Annotated in this window: 11 protein-coding genes, 2 tRNA genes and 3 rRNA genes; 5 read left to right on the forward strand and 11 right to left on the reverse strand. The window is 43.1% G+C overall.

Going from position 1 to position 21,896, the window contains the following annotated elements; all coding sequences use genetic code 11:
* Positions 1-16 precede the first annotated feature (16 nt).
* The 4 genes from AC0L7Q_RS15595 to AC0L7Q_RS15610 all read right to left on the reverse strand — a co-directional run bounded on the left by AC0L7Q_RS15595 (position 17) and on the right by AC0L7Q_RS15610 (position 6,883).
* Positions 17-2,431 (reverse strand): ABC transporter permease, encoded by a 2,415-nt coding sequence (locus tag AC0L7Q_RS15595; RefSeq protein ID WP_409424239.1) that lies wholly within the window; start codon positions 2,429-2,431, stop codon positions 17-19.
* A gap of 84 nt (positions 2,432-2,515) precedes the next feature.
* Positions 2,516-4,912: an ABC transporter permease gene (locus AC0L7Q_RS15600; protein WP_409424240.1), complete on the reverse strand. Its 2,397-nt coding sequence runs from the start codon at positions 4,910-4,912 to the stop codon at positions 2,516-2,518.
* 1 nt (position 4,913) lies between these two features.
* On the reverse strand, positions 4,914-5,618 hold the full coding sequence (locus tag AC0L7Q_RS15605; RefSeq protein ID WP_409424241.1) for an ABC transporter ATP-binding protein: 705 nt from the start codon (positions 5,616-5,618) through the stop codon (positions 4,914-4,916).
* An 11-nt stretch (positions 5,619-5,629) separates the two neighbouring features.
* Positions 5,630-6,883, reverse strand: a complete 1,254-nt coding sequence (locus AC0L7Q_RS15610) for an efflux RND transporter periplasmic adaptor subunit (RefSeq protein WP_409424242.1) — start codon at positions 6,881-6,883, stop codon at positions 5,630-5,632.
* Positions 6,884-7,110: 227 nt separating this feature from the next.
* Here AC0L7Q_RS15610 and AC0L7Q_RS15615 point away from each other — a divergent pair, with 227 nt between their 5' ends.
* Positions 7,111-8,529, forward strand: coding sequence for a sigma-54-dependent transcriptional regulator (locus AC0L7Q_RS15615; protein WP_409424243.1), 1,419 nt, complete (start codon positions 7,111-7,113; stop codon positions 8,527-8,529).
* 2 nt (positions 8,530-8,531) lie between these two features.
* Complete coding sequence (locus AC0L7Q_RS15620; protein ID WP_409424244.1) at positions 8,532-9,848, forward strand: sensor histidine kinase; 1,317 nt, start codon at positions 8,532-8,534, stop codon at positions 9,846-9,848.
* 125 nt (positions 9,849-9,973) lie between these two features.
* Here the strand turns inward: AC0L7Q_RS15620 and AC0L7Q_RS15625 are convergent, their stop codons facing one another.
* Together AC0L7Q_RS15625 and AC0L7Q_RS15630 are read right to left on the reverse strand one after the other, a co-directional pair.
* The gene (locus AC0L7Q_RS15625; protein ID WP_409424245.1) at positions 9,974-11,680 is read right to left on the reverse strand and encodes a tetratricopeptide repeat protein; all 1,707 of its coding nucleotides are present in this window, start codon (positions 11,678-11,680) and stop codon (positions 9,974-9,976) included.
* A gap of 139 nt (positions 11,681-11,819) precedes the next feature.
* Positions 11,820-13,100, reverse strand: a complete 1,281-nt coding sequence (locus AC0L7Q_RS15630; protein WP_409424246.1) for an acyltransferase family protein — start codon at positions 13,098-13,100, stop codon at positions 11,820-11,822.
* Between the two features lie 182 nt (positions 13,101-13,282).
* Between AC0L7Q_RS15630 and AC0L7Q_RS15635 the strand changes: the two genes are divergently transcribed.
* The 3 genes from AC0L7Q_RS15635 to AC0L7Q_RS15645 all read left to right on the forward strand — a co-directional run bounded on the left by AC0L7Q_RS15635 (position 13,283) and on the right by AC0L7Q_RS15645 (position 16,087).
* On the forward strand, positions 13,283-14,146 hold the full coding sequence (locus AC0L7Q_RS15635; protein WP_409425599.1) for a LytR/AlgR family response regulator transcription factor: 864 nt from the start codon (positions 13,283-13,285) through the stop codon (positions 14,144-14,146).
* A gap of 66 nt (positions 14,147-14,212) precedes the next feature.
* A complete protein-coding gene (locus AC0L7Q_RS15640; protein WP_409424247.1) occupies positions 14,213-15,484 on the forward strand; it encodes a LysM peptidoglycan-binding domain-containing protein in 1,272 nt (423 codons plus the stop codon).
* Between the two features lie 480 nt (positions 15,485-15,964).
* Positions 15,965-16,087 carry a hypothetical protein gene (locus tag AC0L7Q_RS15645; RefSeq protein ID WP_413400906.1) on the forward strand — a complete coding sequence of 41 codons (123 nt, stop codon included), beginning with the start codon at positions 15,965-15,967 and terminating at the stop codon, positions 16,085-16,087.
* A gap of 5 nt (positions 16,088-16,092) precedes the next feature.
* On the opposite strand, the gene rrf is transcribed toward AC0L7Q_RS15645, so the two are convergent.
* The 5 genes from rrf to AC0L7Q_RS15670 all read right to left on the reverse strand — a co-directional run bounded on the left by rrf (position 16,093) and on the right by AC0L7Q_RS15670 (position 21,403).
* A 5S ribosomal RNA gene (gene rrf, locus AC0L7Q_RS15650) occupies positions 16,093-16,207 on the reverse strand.
* Between the two features lie 137 nt (positions 16,208-16,344).
* Positions 16,345-19,229, reverse strand: a 23S ribosomal RNA gene (locus AC0L7Q_RS15655).
* Positions 19,230-19,527: 298 nt separating this feature from the next.
* Positions 19,528-19,603 (reverse strand) — tRNA-Ala (locus AC0L7Q_RS15660).
* Between the two features lie 111 nt (positions 19,604-19,714).
* Positions 19,715-19,791, reverse strand: a tRNA-Ile gene (locus AC0L7Q_RS15665).
* A 76-nt stretch (positions 19,792-19,867) separates the two neighbouring features.
* A 16S ribosomal RNA gene (locus AC0L7Q_RS15670) occupies positions 19,868-21,403 on the reverse strand.
* Together the 16S, 23S and 5S rRNA genes with 2 tRNA genes alongside form the textbook arrangement of a ribosomal RNA operon.
* Positions 21,404-21,896: the final 493 nt, after the last annotated feature.

Here is a 21,896-nt window from a genome sequence, read left to right on the forward strand (position 1 = left end):
ACTTACGGAGCTTTATCTATTCATATCGTAATATCAACGATGGCCGTGTACTGGCGGCTTTAAAGGCAAGGCTTGCAACCGTAAGCCAAGTGATTGCAGCAACACTCAAAGCGGCAACCAGATAAACCCACAGCGCTTGATCAACACGCTCGTTAAAACCTTGCAACCAGTTATCCATTAGCCAATAAGCTAGAGGTAAAGCAATTGCCGCCGCTGCGAACACTATGATTAAAAACTCACGGGCAAGTAGATTAACTAAATTTAAACGGGTTGCGCCCAACACTTTTCGCATGGCTAATTGCTTTTGCTGACGTTTTGCTGCAAATGCCGCTAGTCCAAATAAACCTAAGCAACTCAAAAGCATCGCCAGCGCAGAGAAATTTCGAATAAGCACAAACAAGTCTTGCTCGACACGATAAACTTTGGCTAAATCTTGTTGCATTAGGCTAAATTGGGGTTCGACGGTTAAATTAAATTGTCTTAAAAGCTCTCGTAGCTGATTCAATAATTGAGGAAAGTTTGCTTGTTCGGTGCTTATCACCAATCTAATAGTTGATTGTGAGCTATACCCAGCTGAAAATGACACAGGCAGCCAGTCGTCTTTTGCCGAGCCCACTTTGATGTCTTTTACTACGCCCACAATGGTTGCATTGATATTGCGGTAGAGCCCTTGGACTTGCAGTCCTACTATCTCACCCACATTTTCATAGCCAGCACGTTTTGCCATTTGTTCGGTCACCAAAATGGCCATTGCCTGAGGCGTATCCTCGCCCTGCTGCGTATTTGACTCCTCATTGACATAGTGCAACCAATCGCTTTGAAATTGTGGTGAAAAATCTCGGCCAGCAAGTAGTGTCAGACCCAAGGTTTCCACGGCATGAAAACCTGTGCCAATAGTCGGTGGCAGTTCGCTTTCTTCATAGCCGTTTGGCCAACGGAAGTAAAAACTTTCAAGAATGCTGTCGGTTAAATCTGTGTCCGTGGTGGTCACTTGCATGACACCGGGCAGCGCACGGATCTCATTGAGTATCGCGTGCTCTTTTATCATCAATTGCTTGCTGCTTAAATCGTGTATCACAATGCGATCTGTCGCATCATAACCAACCGACAAGCTTTGCAAGAACTTTAACTGTTGCAAGCTCACTAACGTACAAACAATTAAAGCCATTGCCATGGCTGCTTGAAAGACTAACAAACCTTTACGCACCATCTGACCTGTTTGCAATTGCCCTGCAAGTAATCTTTTTAGCGGTGCGCGTGCCACACAAAAAGCCGGATAAGCACCAGATATAAAAGCCAATAAAGACACCACACCCAATATAGCTAGCAATTGTGACCAGCCCCAAACTAGCTGCAATGGTCGGTTTGCAAAGCTACTAAAACTTGGTAATAACATCTCAACCCAACACAACGCTAACACCGTAGCAAGGGTCACCATTAGCAAAGCTTCTAACAAAAATTGCAGAATTAATTGTCGCTTACTGGCCCCTAAGGTTTTGCGCATGGCAATTTCTTTGCTGCGGTAAAGCAATTGCGACACCGCAATATTGATGTAATTGGCTGCGGCAATGGTGAGTAATAAACCACTCAATATTAGGCTCAAGTTCACTAAAAGATCCGACCCTCCGGGTTTAAATTCAAAGGGAGAATGGGCTTTAAAATACACGTCTCGCATCGGCACTAAACGATACTCAAGTTGGCTATTCTTTAATTGGTATTTTTCAATAAGACGGCTTGCCAGCTGCTTTTCAATCTCTTTTAAATCAGCTCCTTGCTGAGTTTTTAGATAAATATAACTCGATATATCATTATGTTCGGTGAAATCAACAGACACTAAAGCATGAAACAAAAAGTGGCTGTTATCAGGTAAGTTATTAAAAACAGCACGCACAGTGACACTTTTCTCGCCCATCAATAAGGTTTGTTCGAACGCATTGCTAACACTGCCGAATAACCTTACAGCCTCACTTGCACTCAAGGCTATTTGATTGGGCTCTGAGAGCGCTTGTTCAAGATTGCCAGCCATCACATCAAGATGAATAAAATCACGTAAATTGGCTGAAGTGCCATATACATTTCGCAGCTTAAACGCTTGCCCAGCCACTTTAATATGATCAGTAAATAAATCACTATCGACCACATCTGCCAGCACCAATAAGTTGCTTACATCACTACGTGAAGACACTGTTTGCGCAATGCTGACAACCGTTAATGGGATCTCTTCTAAGCCCGGCACCTTTACATCAACATGCAAACGATAAACTTGCTGGTGATCGGGCTGCATTTCATCAAACGACAATTCATACTCTGCGAATAACGTCACTAACAGAGCTGCGGCAAGACCAATACTTAACCCAAAAACATTCAATAACGAATACAGCTTATATTGCTTAAATACTCGAAACGCTGTTGTTACATGTGATATCAACATACCTAACCTATAAGAGCTTGTTTTAAAACAAAAATGGCCTACCTGTTACTCCGATAGACCATGGTTTTGGTTAATAAATTTTACTTACTCATACCGTAACGTCAGCGAGGGCCTCGTACTGGCAGCTTTAAAGGCGAGGCTTGCAACCGTGAGCCAAGTGATCGCAGCAACACTCAGAGCGGCAATTAGATAAACCCACAGCGCTTGATCAACACGCTCGTTAAAATTAGCAAGCCAGTCATCCACCAGCCAATAGGTTATCGGGTATGCTATGGCTACACTCCCTAATACTAAAATTAAAAACTCTTTTGCTAGAAGATTCATAATGCTGATGCGTGACGCACCCAGTACTTTGCGTACAGCGACTTCTTTTTGGCGGCGAATTGTGGCAAATGAAGCTAAACCAAAAGTACCTAAACAGGTTAAGAACACTGCAAGGCCAGTGAATATAAGTACTACAAAAGAAACACGCTCATCACCTTTTAATACCGCTTTATAGTTTTCAGCTAGCAGGTTTATTTTTGGCTCATAAATATTAGATACTTCAGCTAAAGCTGTGATCACTGCTTGTTTTATAGCAGGGAGGTTTTGCACGTTCACAGTTAAAATCACTTCAGATACCGGTGCTAAATAGTTAAAGCCACATAAAAACATAATATTAGAATTAGCATCTTGCGCATTACCCACTTTTACATCTTTTACAACACCAACAACTCGCATATCCACATTACGCCCTGTATCTTTAATTGTTTGTCCAACAATATCAGCCACATTGCTATAACCTGCCTGCTTGGCAACGGTTTCTGTAATGATTGTACCCACCGTTGTAACCCCGTTTTCTCGCGTAGCCCAGTCTGAGGAAAACTCACGGCTAAAATCTCTGCCAGCAATAAGCGTAAGGCCTAGCCCTTTTACAACATCAAAACTAGAACCTATCACTGGGGTTATTCCACCTGAAGATTCACCATTGGGCCAAGTGGGCTGTAATGTATTGTTAATTGAAACAGTTAAACGGGTATCAATAATCGTTGCTTGCTCTACACCATCTATAGCCGTCAAGCGATTAATTAGTGCACTAGGCTGCTGCGTAAATACCGATTGCACAGGCAACTCTGAAACAACTAAGCGTTGCTGCGTTTGATAGCCTAAAGGAAGACTTTTTAAGTGAGATAATTGTTTTAATAACGTAACGGATGCAATGATCAAACCGATTGCTAATGAAGCTTGCAAGGTCAATAAGCATTTACGTACCCAAATGGCTGTATTACCGCGCTGTAAATCGCCACTTAACACTCGTTTTGCGCTAAATGATGAGATAAACAATGCCGGGTACAAACCTGCAAGTATGCCTACAGCAATAACAACAGCCATAATGCCCAAACCAAAGGCTGAGAAATAACTCACTACCAGTTCACGATCGACCAGCTGGTTAAAGCTTGGCAATAACAGTTCCACTAACACACAAGCAATAATCATCGACAGTAGAGCAACCAAAGTAGACTCAGCCAAAAACTGTGTAACTAACTGCAGCTTGCTTGCGCCAAGTGCTTTGCGCACCCCCACTTCTTTAGCGCGTTTTGCAGATTGCGCCACTGTCATATTGATAAAGTTAAAACCAGCAATCAAAATAAGTAACACGCTCAACCCTGCACAAATCGTTACAACTTGCTTTGCGCCGCCTGCTTTCATTTCAAATGGCGATTTTGCTGTTAAATGTAAGTCTAATAATGGGTGTAACTCAATGGCAATTTGACCCGCCATTTGCCCATTAAAGTACTGTTTAGAAAGTGTATCAGCGAGTGCTTTTGGATCTGCTTGCGGCGCTAAGCGCATATAAACATAACTGCTATTAACCATCAGGTTATTTGGATCATGTTTTACATATACGAGGTTTTTAAATGCAAAGTGAGTATTGCTTGGTAAATCCGCAAACACCGCCCGTACAGTATATTGCCCTTGCTCGTGTTGTAGCGTGTTACCAATAACATCCACTGCACCGAAAATACGCAGTGCTTCAGATTCACTTAACGCCAGGCTCCCTGGTGTACTCATTGCATTTTTTAAATCACCTGCCAATGTATTGATATTGATAAAGTTCTCAATATTGGGCGTTGCTCCATATAAATCATTAAGCTTAAAACCCTGATCCCGGTACTGCACATCAACCATGGCTTCTCTAGTCCACGATACCATAGTCAAACCAAACACTTCTTCTACTTGGCTATACTCCGTGGCTTTTGCTGCTTGAGAATAATTAAAAATAGGAATGACTGATAAGCCCAACTTTGAGAAATCTTGGCCTACACGGTAAACACGTTCAGCGTGTGGTTGCTGACTATCATAAGACAACTCGTTTTGTGCAAACAGTGCCACTAGAATAGCCGCGGCTAAGCCGATACTTAACCCTAAAAGGTTTAGTATAAAGTGCTGCTTTTGTTGCTTAAATGCCCGTAGAGCTGTCACTAAATAATTAATAAACATATTAAGCAACCTCAGCTACAGCTTGCTGCGCAATATTCGCTTTATCAAGCATTACTTGGCCATCAAGTAGGCGTACTAAGCGGTCTGCGTAATTACCCTCTTTATCAGAGTGCGTAACCATAATTACCGTGGTGCCCTCGCGGTTTAGTTCGCGGAGCATCGCCATCACTTCATCACCATTTTTAGAATCGAGGTTACCGGTTGGCTCATCGGCTAAAATTAGTTTAGGGTTAATTACTAATGCACGCGCTACTGCAACACGTTGCTGCTGACCACCCGATAACTGCTGAGGTAAATGCTCGCCGCGGTGATCAATACCCATGCGCTTTAAAATGGTTTCTACGCGTTGTTTGCGCTCACTTTTTGATATTTTTTGGTACTGCAATGGCAGCTCTACATTCTCAAATACGGTTAGCTCATCAATTAAGTTAAAGCTTTGAAATACAAAGCCAATTGATTCTTTACGTAGCTCTGCTAGTTGTTTTTCGCTATAGCCTGCAATGTCAGTTCCCGCAAAATCAAAGTTGCCTGTGGTTGGTGAATCAAGCATACCTAAAATCGACAGCAGGGTTGACTTACCACAGCCAGAAGGCCCCATAATCGCTAAAAAGTCACCTTCATTTACAGTTAAGTTGATATTGCTCAGCGCTGTTGTTTCAACATCTTGAGTACGAAATACGCGGCTTAAATTAGTTAATTTGATCATTATTATTTTCCTTAAAATTGTAGTTGCTGTGCTTTGTCAAAGTTGCTGTAGCTAGAGGTAATTACTTGATCCCCCGCGTTTAACCCTTCAAGCACTTCAAAATAGTGTTGATTCTTTTTGCCTAGGCGGATATCACGGCGCACTGCTCTATCACCGCCTTGCTCGATTACATAAACCCAGTTACCGCCCGAGTTGGTAAAAAAAGCCCCGCGTTTAAGCAGTAAGGCATTGTTATTGTCATCCCCTAGCATTAACTCAATATCAATGCTTTGACCGCGCTTAACAGCTTTAGTGTTACCGGGTAAGTCCACTTCTACTTGAAATTGTGACTGCTGTACGCGGCTATCAATTTTGCTTACTTTGGCGGTAATAGCGTCATCATCAAGTTCAATAATCACAGCCATATCGCGCTGCACTTGGTTTAAATAAAATTCATCCATGCGCACCACTAACTTATATTCATTAGGAATATCTATTTGGCCTAACCGCGCACCACTGTTTTTAGATTCGCCAATTTCCACATCAAGTTCGCTTAAATAACCCGATACTGGTGCTTTGATTAATAAGTTGTCGAGATTTCGACGCGCAAATTGCAGATTTTTTTCGAGCATTTTAGCGCTGTCTGACAACTGCGCCACTTGCACCTCACGGATTGAGTTTTCCTGTTTTTGGCGCTCAAGGGTGAGCTCTTTGCGGGCTTGGTAATAATTTAAATCTTCTTCTAGTTCGGCTAGTTGGTCTTGCGCTAATACGCCAATTTTAACCAAGGGTTTAGTTTGTTTTAAACGGCGGGTTAGGTGGGTAATTTTTAAGTCGATTTCTAATAAATCACGGCGTAAATTTAACCGGCTGGTTTCCATGGTCATTTGCGTATTGCGTAAAAAATTAAGTTGCTCAGTAACTTGTGCTTCACGGCTCATTACATCAAGTTGTAGATTAGTATTACTTAGGCGCACTAGCGGTTGGCCTTTTTCTACATACTCGCCCTGTTCAACTAAACGCTCTTCCACTTGACCGCCAGCGATAGTATCAAGATAAATACTGGTTTTTGGCACTACTTGACCGCGTAAGCTCAGTGCATCTTTAAAGGCGCCTTGTTTAACCGTACTAACAGTTAAACTGCTGCGCTCGATGTTTTGGCTACGGCCTGTATCACTGCTTTGCGTAAAACCATATGCAGCCGCAGCAACACCTAAAGTAAGAGCTGCAAAAGTAAATTTTTTAAAATACTTTTGCGTAAATGAGCGTTCTATTTTTTTGTCCATGTCGGCTACCTTGATACAGGTTTAATTTAACTAATTACCTATTGTTATTACAAAGCGTATGCCAACTTTAATTAACGAAATAAAATCAACTACTTAATTTCAAATTAAGTTTTTAAACTAATTATAGTGTCCGTTTATAGAACACTTTGTTATCTTATGAACGTCCATTTATGGACACTGTCCCCTTTTTGTTTTAGGCTAAATAAAACTCTATAAGAATAAAAAACATGAAACACACAGGCTCTCTTCTAATTGTTGATGACAACCCAGACATTCTCATTGCAGCACGTTTATTACTAAAACAGCATTATCAAAGTGTTAAAACCACAGACAATCCATTTGACATTGCAGGCATCATTAACGAGCAACGCAAACTCGAGCAGCCCGTTGACGTAATACTGCTTGATATGAACTTTACCCAAGACTCAATCAGTGGCAAAGAAGGCTTTTATTGGCTAAAAAAAATTATTGAACAAGACGCTAATATCGTTGTTTTATTAATGACCGCTTACGGCGACATTCAACTAGCCGTAGATGCAATTAAAGCGGGTGCCTCTGATTTTATTGCTAAGCCTTGGCAAAACGAGCAATTACTTGGCGCTGTGGCCGCCGCATTTTCACACGCCGAAGACAAACAGCAAGTCGGTAAATTAACGCGGCAAAAGCAAGGGTTAAACCAAGCCCTGAATACCCCCAGCTTTGAGTTTTTAGGTCAAAGCAATGCGATGCAGCAGGTGTTTAGTACTATAGAAAAAGCAGCACAAACTGATGCCAACATACTGATCACCGGTGAAAGTGGCACAGGCAAAGAGCTCACCGCGCATGCCATTCATCAAGCAAGTATGCGCCACAGCCAAACCTTTATGAGTTTAGATATGGGCGCAGTGGCGCAAAATTTATTTGAAAGCGAGCTATTCGGCCATAAAAAAGGCGCGTTTACCGATGCAAAAGCTGACAGAATTGGTAAATTTGAACTTGCCCAAGGCGGCAGTTTATTTTTAGATGAGCTGGGTAATTTACCCCTCGAACATCAAGCCAAATTACTGGCTGCACTACAAAATAGGCAAATAACACCCGTTGGCGGCAGCAAAGCGGTTGATATTGATATCCGCCTAATTTGCGCCACTAACGACAACCTTGATCAAGCTGTGAGTGAAGGGCGTTTTCGCCAAGATTTGTTATACCGAATAAACACCGTTGAAATTCGCCTACCTGCATTACGGGAGCGCAGCGATGACATTCCATTATTGGCTGATTACTACCTAAATCACTTTGCGCAAAAATATAAACGAGACTTAACCATTAGCGATCATGATATGACATTACTTTGCCAGTATTCATGGCCAGGCAATGTGCGAGAACTTGCCCACGCAATAGAGCGCGCCGTTATTTTAACTGAAGATGATACACTCGATATAACCTCAGTTGTGGGTAATAGCGCAGCACCTAGCACTCATTCTGCGAGTCAAAGTACAGAGGATATAAACAATCAGCTACAGTACGACACCTTTGATTTAGAAACACTCGAGCAACGCACTGTACGAGCCGCACTTAAGCACCATCAAGGTAATGTGAGTCATGCAGCCAAAGCACTTGGGTTAACTCGCGGTGCCATGTACCGCCGCCTTGAAAAGTACGGGCTATAATCATGCGAGCTAATTTATTGCTTTCATTTAATATTATTGCACTTATAAGTATAAGTGCGTTGCTTAGCTATGTATTGCAAAAGCATGGTTTTTCAGCGACGACATTGTTAATAATGCTAGTTGCAACGGCATTAATAGCGCATATTTTTACGCTGTTTAAGCGCCAACAAAAACAGGCTGAAATGGTCATTCGCGCCCTTGCCAATGGCGACAGCACCTTGGGCCTTGGCCAGCAGCACCCAATGCTTAAGCAATTTGAGCAAGTAAAAACACAAATGCAAACAGCGCGCTTTAATGCCGAGCAGCAAGCGCAGTTTTTACAAGCTTTGCTCATCCATGTTGATTTAGCTGTTATGGTATGTGATGACAATGGTAAGGTGATTGAATCAAACCCAGCCGTTAGTAAATTACTGGGGAAAAGTTTCCAGCATTTACATGAGCTAGGAGCCGTAGGTGAGTTAATTTTAAACGCCAGTAATAACCTGCGCAGCACCACCTACTGGCAAAATGGCGAGCAGCACGACACCCTTTCAATTCAACTGAGTATCGCCGAAATACAAGGTAAAGTTCGCCGCGTAGTGAGCTTACAATCTATTCATGACCAGTTACAACTTAAAGAACAACAAGCGTATAAACGCTTAACTAAAGTACTCACTCACGAAATTGCCAACTCTATTACGCCACTATCATCACTAGCTGATACCTGCAGTAATTTGCTCCCACAAGAGTTATGTTTTGATGAGCTTGAAGATAAACAAGACTTACAGCTTGCGCTAAGCACGTTAGCATCAAGGACAGCTCATTTAGGGGGTTTTATTGCTCGTTTTCGCCAAGTAAGTAGCTTACCTAAGCCCAATTTAGCGCCTGAAAATTTATCCGACATGCTAGCGCGTATTGTCGCCTTACATCAACAACAAGCCCGTGAACTGCAAATAGATATAGAGCTTACAATTCAAAGCCAGCAATTAGTGATGCTAGACAGCAGTCAAATAGAGCAGGTATTAGTAAACTTAATAAAAAATGCACTTGAAGTACTAAAGAGTAGCCAAAAGTACAGCGCTGAGAATGCCGTTCAACCAACGATTGAAATCAGCTTGGCGCAAAACACTAGCCAACAACTTTATGTTGAAATCAGCGACAACGGCCCAGGCATCAGCGAACATGTGGTGGATATGATCTTCGTGCCATTTTTTACCACCAAGCAACAAGGCTCCGGCATTGGCCTTAGCCTCTCCCGGCAAATCATGCTAAACCACGGCGGTGATTTAATTTATATACAAAAGCCACAAGGCGCATGTTTTAGGTGTGTGTTTGGTTAAGTGTAAAACACCATTTAAGATGACTACTTATTAGAATTGGCATTTTCGCGCTAAAGCACAACCTACATAATTGCACAGCCTATCTCGTAGATCGTCATTTATGGCGATAGTTAACTTGTATTGAGCTAGCCTTTAATTCCTAATTCAACCCTTAACTGCTCAATATCTTTATGTTGCTCAAAATACTGCACAACAGCTTGAATCTGTTGTTGCTTTATACCTTCAAAATTATCGGATAGATAATCGTTAATCTCTCTAAAGGCCCATTCTAATTCCATTTCCGTTGGGATTTTGGTTAAGGCAGTAAACACCTCTTCAATCGTTTTGTCGTCAAGCAAAAAGCGGATAAACTGCATTACGGCTAAGTTTTCAGGGCTCTCTGAGTATTTTTCTACCTCTGCAACACGAGTAATAACTTGTTCTGGCGTTTCATAAAGTAATGCTTGTTCTGCAATATTGGCTTTTGAATTAGCTATGATTTTTTTAATCTCACTGTTTTCTGAGTTATGAAATGCTTCAAGTAACATTGAATGCGATTTTAGAGCTGTGAGGAAGTCTTTGTTCAGACCATATATAGCACTCTGGCTACACATCGCTTCAGCCACCTGAATTTGAACCTCTTCATTCGCTGAACCTTTGAACTGCTCAATCAAGGTTGCGTAGCTTCTGAGCTCATTATCAAGTTTGCCTTGCTGACCATAAGCAACGCCTTGGTTATACATCGCCATAGTCACTTGAATTTGAACCTCTTCATTCGCTGAGCTTTTGAACTGCTCAATCAAGGTTGCGTAGCTTCTGATCTCATTATCAGGTTTGCCTTGCTGACCATAAGCAATGCCTTGGTTAATCATTGCCTTAGCCACTTGAATTTGAATCTCTTCATTCGATGAGTCTTTGAACTGCTCAATCAAAGCTTCATAGCTGTTGAGCTCGTCATCTGGCCTGGCTAGTCTTCCATGAGTAATACCTTGGTTCATCAGTGTGACAGCATAAAGTTCTGGCTCTTCTTTTTGATCTAATAACTGCAATACTTTTGCCCAAGCTTTTAACGCCTCATCATATTCATGCTTTTCAAATGCACTTAAACCAACTTTAAACCAATTTTTAGCTGAAGCCCTTGTAGGAGATTTGCTGTGTTTACTTAAACCTTTACCTGTTTCCCCTTTATTTGAGGTAATAATTCTTTTACTTTCTTCTATTAGATCACGCTCAATTTTATTTAGTGCAGCACTCGCTTCTGTTGCTAACTTTTCGGCTCGCTCTTTTAGCTCAAGGCTCACCTTTTCGAGCTCAACTTTGGTCTCTGAAATTAATTTACCTTTATTATCTAATAACCATTTTTCCATATGACTTTCTGAGGCTGTATTAGCAACCTGCTTGGCTTCGGTTACAGCTCTGTTTTTTGCGTTAAAGCCGAGCCCGACTGCTGCAACCGTGATTATCAAACCAAAAAGAGTGAATATCGATCCCCAAATATTAGTATTACTTGCAATATCACTTATCCGCCCATCAACCCCACTCATTTGATTAGTTTGCAGCTTTTCTTGCGTTTCGAGTTTAGCTTGTAAGTTAGCAAGTTGAGCTTTGAGTGCTTGCTGCGCGGCTTCTAAGGTCTTAAAATCATTACCAAGTAATTTTTGCTGCTGTAGCTTTTCATCTAGTCGAACAAGCTGGCTTTGCATACGAAACAATTGCTGATACATCAAATCTTGGCTATTTTGCGTATTAGCTATAATAGGAGCAGAATTTACAGGCGTTGAATTAGGTGCTGTTGTAGCAAAAGCTACGCTAGGCAACCCACATAAAAAAACAAGCAGTAATAAAAAACGCATCAATCATCCCTAAAATAAGTTTGCTTTGCCAAAGTTGTAGTTATAACCACATAGTAGGCTTGTTAATCTAACCGAGTTTTGTAGCACATACCACCTAAAACCAACCATTTATAACATATTCTAAATTATATTTTTGATGCTAAACCAACCTAAAGATCAGCGGGCTTACCAATATAAGTCCGCAATAAAAGCCAGCTCTAACTTGCCATGCTTTATATTTACCTGTGACTTTAATCCCTAAGAATGGGCTTAATAAGTCGATACGGCGCGCAGCAAGAAACACCAGCCAACAAATAATGAAAGTGAGGCTGAGTATAAGCAATGGCTCCACAAAACCACCTAATTGCAGCTTCGACAAATAAAACGCAAGGCCAATAATTACACTTTGATGCAATAAATAAAAAGGGAATACTGCACCGTTTAATAAAGCCAGTTTAGGGTGATCGTGATTCAAAAAACGTTGTGCTAGTGCCAGCATTAACAACACGCCCATTAATCGTTGCGCAGTATACAGCATATCCATGCTGGTAATTTGCCATTGGCTAGCAGCAGGGTTTTGCCAAATCGTGTTGTAACACAGCACAACAACTATATAACCTAACGTAAATACCACGAATAGCACTCGCCAATGGCGAAGTAGCTGACTATAAAATGAAGGCTGCCACGCAAGCAAGTAACCGTAAAGTAAGAACAGCGCGCCCATGGGGTATCGGAAAGTATCACTCGGCCAGCTCAGTTTTAAAATACACAGCGGCAATAGCAATACAATAAAAATAGTCAATAACGAGCGCCCACATAAACGCGTGATTATTGTATGCACAGTAGCGTGATGAAGCAGCGGCATTGCTAGCACCAGCAATAAAGTAAATTGCCATAACGAACGTAAGTACCAAAGGTGATTCACATCGACATGAGGCCAAATCCCTGCTTGATAGCGCTCGAATAAAGGGTTGGTTAAATCAAAGAACTGGCTGTAAAACTGCCAAAAGCCCATAGCTAAACTGGCTTCTTGGCTCATTTGCGCATAAAGCTGAATAGGCACAATAAACCAAATGCCAAACAATAAAGGCAGTAATATTTTTACACTTCGTGTAGTTAAAAACATACCTAGACTAAAGCGCGCAACAATAAAGCGCAGCGCCACACCTGAAATAAACCAAATTAATCCCATCCGCCATGGCGACAATAAAAGCATGATGTTTTCAATACTGCTGGATAAGTACTGACTTTTAAAATGAAAGCCCCAATTTTCACTGTATAACATGCCGGTGTGGTAAAAAATTAATAAGCCAAAGGCAAGTACTCTCAGCCAATCTAAATCATAACGGCGAGATGGTAACTCTTCGCCTTGGTTAAACACATTTAACCAAGGTTTTAATAGCGTACGTGTTGTATTTTTAATGACTATTTTAAGATTCATAGGAGATTTAACTTACGATTAATTAATAACAACTATGGACAACACACTGCGTTAAACAATCACAAAAGGCTGATAAAACAGCCAGTAGGGATAAACGGTGGATATCAGGGATGATAAATTTGGTGTTCTACCACTCTCTTGCTAGTCTAATTACGGTCTTTTAAAGAGTAACAATAATAATGATCACTTTAACGCACTTTCAACGCCACCAAACTTGGTACGCTGCTTTATTTTTATGTAGTTATATTTTTATAAACAACACTATAAATGCCAGCTCAAACATTATGGAAGCCCAGCGTGATGGCCCACTTCCTTTTATGCTTTGGGAGCCGTTTGTATGGGAGTATTCGAGCGCTATTGGTACTTTATTGTTGTTTCCCGCTTTAGTTTGGCTATTACAAACCCAGCCTTTTAATTGGCAAAAAATCCCCCGCTCATTACTCATTTACTTATTCGCGAGCGTTATTTTTTCGTTGTTACATGTAGGGATCATGGTCGCTATTCGCAAACTCATTTACATCGTACAAGGTATGCAATATAACTTTGGATTAGTGTGGTTTGAGTTACTTTATGAATATCGAAAAGACTTATGGGGGTTTTTATTTCTAATTGTTGTTATTAAAACTTATCAATATATTGTGAGTCAATTAACAGGGGAAGCCGCCCCTATTTCACAAGGTGAAGACACACCTCAAAACGCTAATTTAGATCGACTACTTGTTAAAAAACTAGGTAAAGAGTTTATTGTCCGCGTAGCACACATAGACTGGCTTGAATCCAGTGGCAATTATGTGAATTTACACATAGGCGAGCGAATTTACCCATTACGCGCCACTATGACTCAATTGAGTGAACAGCTTGAGCAACAGGGATTCTGCCGCATTCATCGCTCATATGCCGTTCGGTTAGATGTGATTGAATCAATCACGCCACTACCGAGCGGGGACAGTGAAGTAAAACTTACAACCGGCAAAGTACTAAACTTATCGCGTCGCTATAAAGAGCAATTTAAGGGACGAATTAATTCATCTGCCGCTCACTTTTAAATCACTCTATGTTAAGCTTACCTGCTTTAGGTTAGCCACATTTATATTTTCGGAGTAGCGTAGTACGTGTTCTCAAATCGATTTATCCGCATTTTGCCATTAGTGTTTATTTTATCCGGCTGTGAAACCACACCCGATACACCAACATCACCCCCTGAAATTAAGGCTAACCCCAAAACAATTGTTAGTGAACAGCGCGAAGATATTACACAAATAGCGCCACTCACCACAAAAGAACCTGATGATGTATGGCAACGTATTAGGGCACAGCTGTCATTTGCTAATTCTAGCCACCCTGCGGTGCAAAAGCGTATTGCCTGGTATTTAACGCATCCAAATTACATGGATGAAATTAGCCGCCGTGCTGAGCCTTATCTTTACCATATTGTTAGTGAAGTTGAAAAACGCAGGCTGCCCATTGAGCTGGCATTAATGCCGTTGATTGAAAGTGACTTTGATGCCAGTGCGTACTCGCATAAACATGCCTCTGGCTTATGGCAACTAACGCCTGCTATTGCTAAGTATTTTAACGTAAAAATCTCACCTTGGTATGACGGACGCCAAGACGTAATAGACAGTACCCGAGCTGCACTGGATTTTATGGAATATTTACACAAGCGCTTTGATGGCGATTGGTATCATGCAATTGCAGCTTATAACGTAGGTGAAGGCCGTGTACAAAGAGCCATCAGAAATAATAAAAAGCAGGGTAAGCCCACTGATTTTTTTAATTTAAAACTCCCCAAGCAAACAAGCCAATATGTTCCTAAGTTACTTGCTGCTGCCCAACTACTCAAAAGCCAAAAAATGGTATTTCCGATAATAGCAAACAAGAATACCATTGCGGTAATACCGGTTTCAGGATCAGTTATCATAAATAACAAAGAAAGATGGCAACGACTAGAATCATTAAATTACGGTGTGATCCGCTTTCCAGCAATTATTGATGCGCCTCATATCGTTGTTCTTGCCGATGAGCAAATAGAGTTTGAAGCAATGCTCGCAAATCAAAAAATTAATGATTACAGTCAATGGCAACAATACACTATTCAATCTGGCGATAGCCTTAGTGTCATAGCTAAACGCTATGCAATAACGGTTAGTCAGTTAAAGGCTTTTAATAATCTAAAAAGCAATCGTATTCGCGTAGGAGAAAAGCTGATACTCCCTATACTTGCAGATCAAGAAATCGAGCATAAAGTTAAATCAGGTGAAAGTTTATGGAAAATCGCTAAGTATTACAAAGTCAGTATTAATAAACTAAAACAATGGAATAACCTTTCGAACGACCACTTAAAAATAGGTAGAAAGCTCACTATATTCTTGTCTAATAGCTAACGACCTCGCTGATTATTAAATATATGGACTGATGACTTTATCAGACCATATACCCTTCGAAAGACCTAAATTTAGATTCGAGCTTGCACGTATTTGGCGTCGGCGCGCTGCTTCGTTGCGACAGCGCAGTAGTATGTAGTGATGCCCACACAGCTAGATAATCACACATTTTTTAATGGGTTGAATTGGACTCTGAGGCAGCCAGTGCGTTATTTTGCACATGGGTTCAGTAATACTCAACCACGCTACGGTTGACTGGTTAACGCTGTGCAGCTGACGGCTGATAGCTGATATTTTCACTTTCCTGCAGACGTAAAAAAGCCCGACTCTTTCGAATCGGGCTTTCTTGTATTTGGAGTCGGTGCGCTACGCAGTAGAATGACCTACTTTCACATAACAAATGGGATACTATCATTGTGTCGGGGCGGCCTTCCGCGGGGCTCGCCTTCGAGCTGTTTCACTTGATGTATAGGAATACGAATGCCGTGGAGCACAGGATGTGCAAGAGCGGCCACTACTGAGTTCGGCATGGGGTCTTGGCTATTTTTATTAAATCCCAAACAGCAAAAAACCCGCTACATTGCTGTAACGGGTTTCTCTTAATTGGAGCCTGGTAATGACCTACTTTCACATAACAAATGCTACACTATCATCGGCGCTGTTTCGTTTCACTACTGAGTTCGGCATGGGGTCAGGTGGGTCCAAAACGCTATTGTCACCAAGCAAATTTGGTTGTCAGTCCGTATTACTACGCACTAACTAAAATTTGGAATTCTGATAATAAAAGTTTTCAGTAATCTACTTTAGTCTATTAACTTCTTCGCTTGTTTCACTATCACATAAAACGCGTTTGGCGTTGTATGGTTAAGCCTCACGGGTAATTAGTACAAGTTAGCTTAATGGCTCACACCACTTCCACATCTTGCCTATCAACGTTGTAGTCTTCAACGGCCCTTCAGAGACTTTAAAAGTCTAGTGAGAACTCATCTCGAGGCCTGCTTCGCGCTTAGATGCTTTCAGCGCTTATCAGTTCCGAACGTAGCTACCGGGCAATGCCATTGGCATGACAACCCGAACACCAGCGGTTCGTTCACTCCGGTCCTCTCGTACTAGGAGCAACCCCTCTCAATTCTCAAACGCCCACGGCAGATAGGGACCGAACTGTCTCACGACGTTCTAAACCCAGCTCGCGTACCACTTTAAATGGCGAACAGCCATACCCTTGGGACCGACTTCAGCCCCAGGATGTGATGAGCCGACATCGAGGTGCCAAACACCGCCGTCGATATGAACTCTTGGGCGGTATCAGCCTGTTATCCCCGGAGTACCTTTTATCCGTTGAGCGATGGCCCTTCCATTCAGAACCACCGGATCACTATGACCTACTTTCGTACCTGCTCGACGTGTCTGTCTCGCAGTTAAGCTGGCTTCTACCATTACACTAACCGTACGATGTCCGACCGTACTTAGCCAACCTTCGTGCTCCTCCGTTACTCTTTGGGAGGAGACCGCCCCAGTCAAACTACCCACCAGGCACTGTCCGTAACCCCGATTCAGGGGCCAACGTTAGAACATCAAAACTACAAGGGTGGTATTTCAAGGACGACTCCACAAAAACTAGCGTCTCTGCTTCTAAGTCTCCCACCTATCCTACACATGTAGGTTCAATGTTCAGTGCCAAGCTGTAGTAAAGGTTCACGGGGTCTTTCCGGCTAGCCGCGGGTACACAGCATCTTCACTGCGATTTCAATTTCACTGAGTCTCGGGTGGAGACAGCGTGGCCATGGTTACACCATTCGTGCAGGTCGGAACTTACCCGACAAGGAATTTCGCTACCTTAGGACCGTTATAGTTACGGCCGCCGTTTACCGGGGCTTCGATCAAGAGCTTCTCCGAAGATAACCCCATCAATTAACCTTCCGGCACCGGGCAGGTGTCACACCGTATACGTCATCTTGCGATTTTGCACAGTGCTGTGTTTTTAATAAACAGTCCCAGCCACCTGGTCACTGCGGCTCCAATCAGCTTAGAGAGCAAGTCTCATCACCAATCGGAGCGTACCTTCTCCCGAAGTTACGGTACGATTTTGCCTAGTTCCTTCACCCGAGTTCTCTCAAGCGCCTTAGTATTCTCTACCTGACCACCTGTGTCGGTTTGGGGTACGATTCGGTATAATCTGAAGCTTAGAGGCTTTTCCTGGAAGTATGGCATCAGCAACTTCATCACCGTGGTGACTCGTCTCGTGTCTCAGCCTAACAGCAACCCGGATTTACCTAAGTCGCTAGCCTACACACTTTCACATGGACTACCATCGCCATGCTTGCTTAGCCTGCTCCGTCCCCCCATCGCAATTATACCAAGTACGGAAATATTAATCCGTTTCCCATCGACTACGCCTTTCGGCCTCGCCTTAGGGGTCGACTTACCCTACCCTGATTAACATGGGATAGGAACCCTTGGTCTTCCGGCGTGCGGGTTTTTCACCCGCATTATCGTTACTCATGTCAGCATTCGCACTTCTGATACGTCCAGCATACCTCCCGGTACACCTTCAACCGCTTACAGAACGCTCCCCTACCACTCAGAATAAATTCTGAATCCGCAGCTTCGGTGCATAGTTTAGCCCCGTTACATCTTCCGCGCAGACCGACTCGACCAGTGAGCTATTACGCTTTCTTTAAAGGATGGCTGCTTCTAAGCCAACCTCCTGGCTGTCTGGGCCTTTCCACATCGTTTCCCACTTAACTATGACTTTGGGACCTTAGCTGGCGGTCTGGGTTGTTTCCCTCTTCACGACGGACGTTAGCACCCGCCGTGTGTCTCCCGGATATTACTTTACGGTATTCGGAGTTTGCAAAGGGTTGGTAAGTCGGGATGACCCCCTAGCCTTAACAGTGCTCTACCCCCGTAAGTATTCGTCCGAGGCTCTACCTAAATAGATTTCGGGGAGAACCAGCTATCTCCCGGTTTGATTAGCCTTTCACTCCTAACCACAGGTCATCCCCTAACTTTTCAACGTTAGTGGGTTCGGTCCTCCAGTTGATGTTACTCAACCTTCAACCTGCCCATGGCTAGATCACCGGGTTTCGGGTCTATACCTTGCAACTATTCGCCCAGTTAAGACTCGGTTTCCCTACGGCTACCCTAATCGGTTAACCTCGCTACAAAATATAAGTCGCTGACCCATTATACAAAAGGTACGCAGTCACCCTCGAGGGGCTCCTACTGCTTGTACGTACACGGTTTCAGGTTCTATTTCACTCCCCTCACAGGGGTTCTTTTCGCCTTTCCCTCACGGTACTGGTTCACTATCGGTCAGTTGGGAGTATTTAGCCTTAGATGATGGTCCACCTATATTCAGTCAAAGTTTCACGTGCTCCGACCTACTCGATTTCACTTAAAATGCGTTTTCATGTACGGGACTATCACCCTGTATCGTGGCACTTTCCAGAGCCTTCCATTAACACATAATAAGCTTAAGGGCTGTTCCGATTTCGCTCGCCGCTACTATCGGAATCTCGGTTGATTTCTTTTCCTACGGGTACTTAGATGTTTCAGTTCTCCGCGTTCGCCTCGTTAACCTATGTATTCAGTTAACGATACCTGCAAGCAGGTGGGTTTCCCCATTCGGAAATCCTAGTCTCAAGTGCTTTTTACTAGCTTGACTAGGCTTATCGCAAGTTAATACGTCCTTCATCGCCTCCAACTGCCAAGGCATCCACCGTGTACGCTTAGTCACTTAACCATACAACCCAAACGGGTCTTTGTTTCGTGACAGTTTAACTTCGCCAGAAGTTAATATTGAATACTAAAGTAGATACCAATTAATCCGAGGATTAAATTGGCACTGAATGATACTGCTATCATTCTTTTTTACTTTTGAAAACTCTGTACAAATAACAATGTTATTCATACGAATTTTATTATCAGCTTTTCCAAATTTTTAAAGAGCAGAGAATCAAAAACTTCTCAAAATTAAACACACTCTATTCTCAGGTGATTGTGCTACCCGATAAAAGAATATTTATTTTTAAGAAGTAAAGTGGTGGAGCTAAGCAGGATCGAACTGCTGACCTCCTGCGTGCAAGGCAGGCGCTCTCCCAGCTGAGCTATAGCCCCACATATGCTGGTCTTACTGTTTGTGTACCGACTTATTTTTAATACAAGGCGTAAGTTAAGGCCGTTTAGTTCACTAAACAACGAAGCTTATAACGAAGTATTAAGAAGAAGTGGTGGGTCTGAGTAGATTTGAACTACCGACCTCACCCTTATCAGGGGTGCGCTCTAACCAGCTGAGCTACAGACCCAAACAATAAGTGTTGTTCTCTTTACAATTAACAATCATCTGTGTGGACACTACGAACAAATAAGTTCTAAATCGTATAAGGAGGTGATCCAGCCCCAGGTTCCCCTAGGGCTACCTTGTTACGACTTCACCCCAGTCATGAATCACTCCGTGGTAAACGTCCTCCCGAGGGTTAGACTATCTACTTCTGGAGCAACCCACTCCCATGGTGTGACGGGCGGTGTGTACAAGGCCCGGGAACGTATTCACCGCGTCATTCTGATACGCGATTACTAGCGATTCCGACTTCATGGAGTCGAGTTGCAGACTCCAATCCGGACTACGACGCACTTTAAGTGATTCGCTTACTCTCGCGAGTTCGCAGCACTCTGTATGCGCCATTGTAGCACGTGTGTAGCCCTACACGTAAGGGCCATGATGACTTGACGTCGTCCCCACCTTCCTCCGGTTTATCACCGGCAGTCTCCTTAGAGTTCTCAGCATTACCTGCTAGCAACTAAGGATAGGGGTTGCGCTCGTTGCGGGACTTAACCCAACATCTCACAACACGAGCTGACGACAGCCATGCAGCACCTGTATCAGAGTTCCCGAAGGCACCAAACCATCTCTGGTAAGTTCTCTGTATGTCAAGTGTAGGTAAGGTTCTTCGCGTTGCATCGAATTAAACCACATGCTCCACCGCTTGTGCGGGCCCCCGTCAATTCATTTGAGTTTTAACCTTGCGGCCGTACTCCCCAGGCGGTCTACTTAATGCGTTAGCTTTGAAAAACAGAACCGAGGCTCCGAGCTTCTAGTAGACATCGTTTACGGCGTGGACTACCAGGGTATCTAATCCTGTTTGCTCCCCACGCTTTCGTACATGAGCGTCAGTGTTGACCCAGGTGGCTGCCTTCGCCATCGGTATTCCTTCAGATCTCTACGCATTTCACCGCTACACCTGAAATTCTACCACCCTCTATCACACTCTAGTTTGCCAGTTCGAAATGCAGTTCCCAGGTTGAGCCCGGGGCTTTCACATCTCGCTTAACAAACCGCCTGCGTACGCTTTACGCCCAGTAATTCCGATTAACGCTCGCACCCTCCGTATTACCGCGGCTGCTGGCACGGAGTTAGCCGGTGCTTCTTCTGTCAGTAACGTCACAGCTAGCAGGTATTAACTACTAACCTTTCCTCCTGACTGAAAGTGCTTTACAACCCGAAGGCCTTCTTCACACACGCGGCATGGCTGCATCAGGCTTGCGCCCATTGTGCAATATTCCCCACTGCTGCCTCCCGTAGGAGTCTGGGCCGTGTCTCAGTCCCAGTGTGGCTGATCATCCTCTCAAACCAGCTAGGGATCGTCGCCTTGGTGAGCCATTACCTCACCAACTAGCTAATCCCACTTGGGCCAATCTAAAGGCGAGAGCCGAAGCCCCCTTTGGTCCGTAGACATTATGCGGTATTAGCAGTCGTTTCCAACTGTTGTCCCCCACCTCAAGGCATGTTCCCAAGCATTACTCACCCGTCCGCCGCTCGTCAGCAAAGTAGCAAGCTACTCTCTGTTACCGCTCGACTTGCATGTGTTAGGCCTGCCGCCAGCGTTCAATCTGAGCCATGATCAAACTCTTCAATTAAAAAGTTTTTTGTCTTTCGACAGCTCAATGAATTCTGAATTTATTTAATATCTTTCGATATTGAATTGACTGTGCTGCAATTCCTACCGAAGTAGTTATTGCTGTTGGTCACTCAGTTTAAATTGAGACTCTAAATTTGTTTGCCTCACTACCTAAGTAGCTTGGCTGTTAGAACTCAATCTGTACGAGTGCCCACACAGATGATTGCTTTATATTGTTAAAGAACGTTGCGACGTTGTCGCTAGGGATGCGTATGATACACCCTTTATTTTTCGAGTCAACACTTAATTTTAAACTTTCTTACGATGATTTAAACTTAAGTTTTATTTAACTCTCTGAGTAGTTTGTGCCTCGCTACGCGTTGGCGTTCCCCGTCTCAGTGGGGTCGCATTATAGGGAGAACAGATTTTTACGCAAGTACTTTTTTAAAGAAAAACTAAAAAAACACACTGTTCGGTTAGTATCTGAGCGAAAGCAGGTGAAACTGATAGTT

Source organism: Pseudoalteromonas sp. KJ63-1, from assembly GCF_055808145.1.

Excerpts from the sequence above, each read along its gene's own strand:
- AC0L7Q_RS15595 (WP_409424239.1), bottom strand. The coding sequence starts at position 2,431 with ATGTTGATATCACATGTAACAACAGCGTTTCGAGTATTTAAGCAATAT.
- AC0L7Q_RS15630 (WP_409424246.1), bottom strand. The coding sequence starts at position 13,100 with ATGAATCTTAAAATAGTCATTAAAAATACAACACGTACGCTATTAAAA.
- AC0L7Q_RS15610 (WP_409424242.1), bottom strand. The coding sequence starts at position 6,883 with ATGGACAAAAAAATAGAACGCTCATTTACGCAAAAGTATTTTAAAAAA.
- AC0L7Q_RS15645 (WP_413400906.1), top strand. The coding sequence starts at position 15,965 with ATGCCGTGGAGCACAGGATGTGCAAGAGCGGCCACTACTGAGTTCGGC.
- AC0L7Q_RS15625 (WP_409424245.1), bottom strand. The coding sequence starts at position 11,680 with ATGCGTTTTTTATTACTGCTTGTTTTTTTATGTGGGTTGCCTAGCGTA.
- AC0L7Q_RS15600 (WP_409424240.1), bottom strand. The coding sequence starts at position 4,912 with ATGTTTATTAATTATTTAGTGACAGCTCTACGGGCATTTAAGCAACAA.
- AC0L7Q_RS15605 (WP_409424241.1), bottom strand. The coding sequence starts at position 5,618 with ATGATCAAATTAACTAATTTAAGCCGCGTATTTCGTACTCAAGATGTT.
- AC0L7Q_RS15620 (WP_409424244.1), top strand. The coding sequence starts at position 8,532 with ATGCGAGCTAATTTATTGCTTTCATTTAATATTATTGCACTTATAAGT.
- AC0L7Q_RS15615 (WP_409424243.1), top strand. The coding sequence starts at position 7,111 with ATGAAACACACAGGCTCTCTTCTAATTGTTGATGACAACCCAGACATT.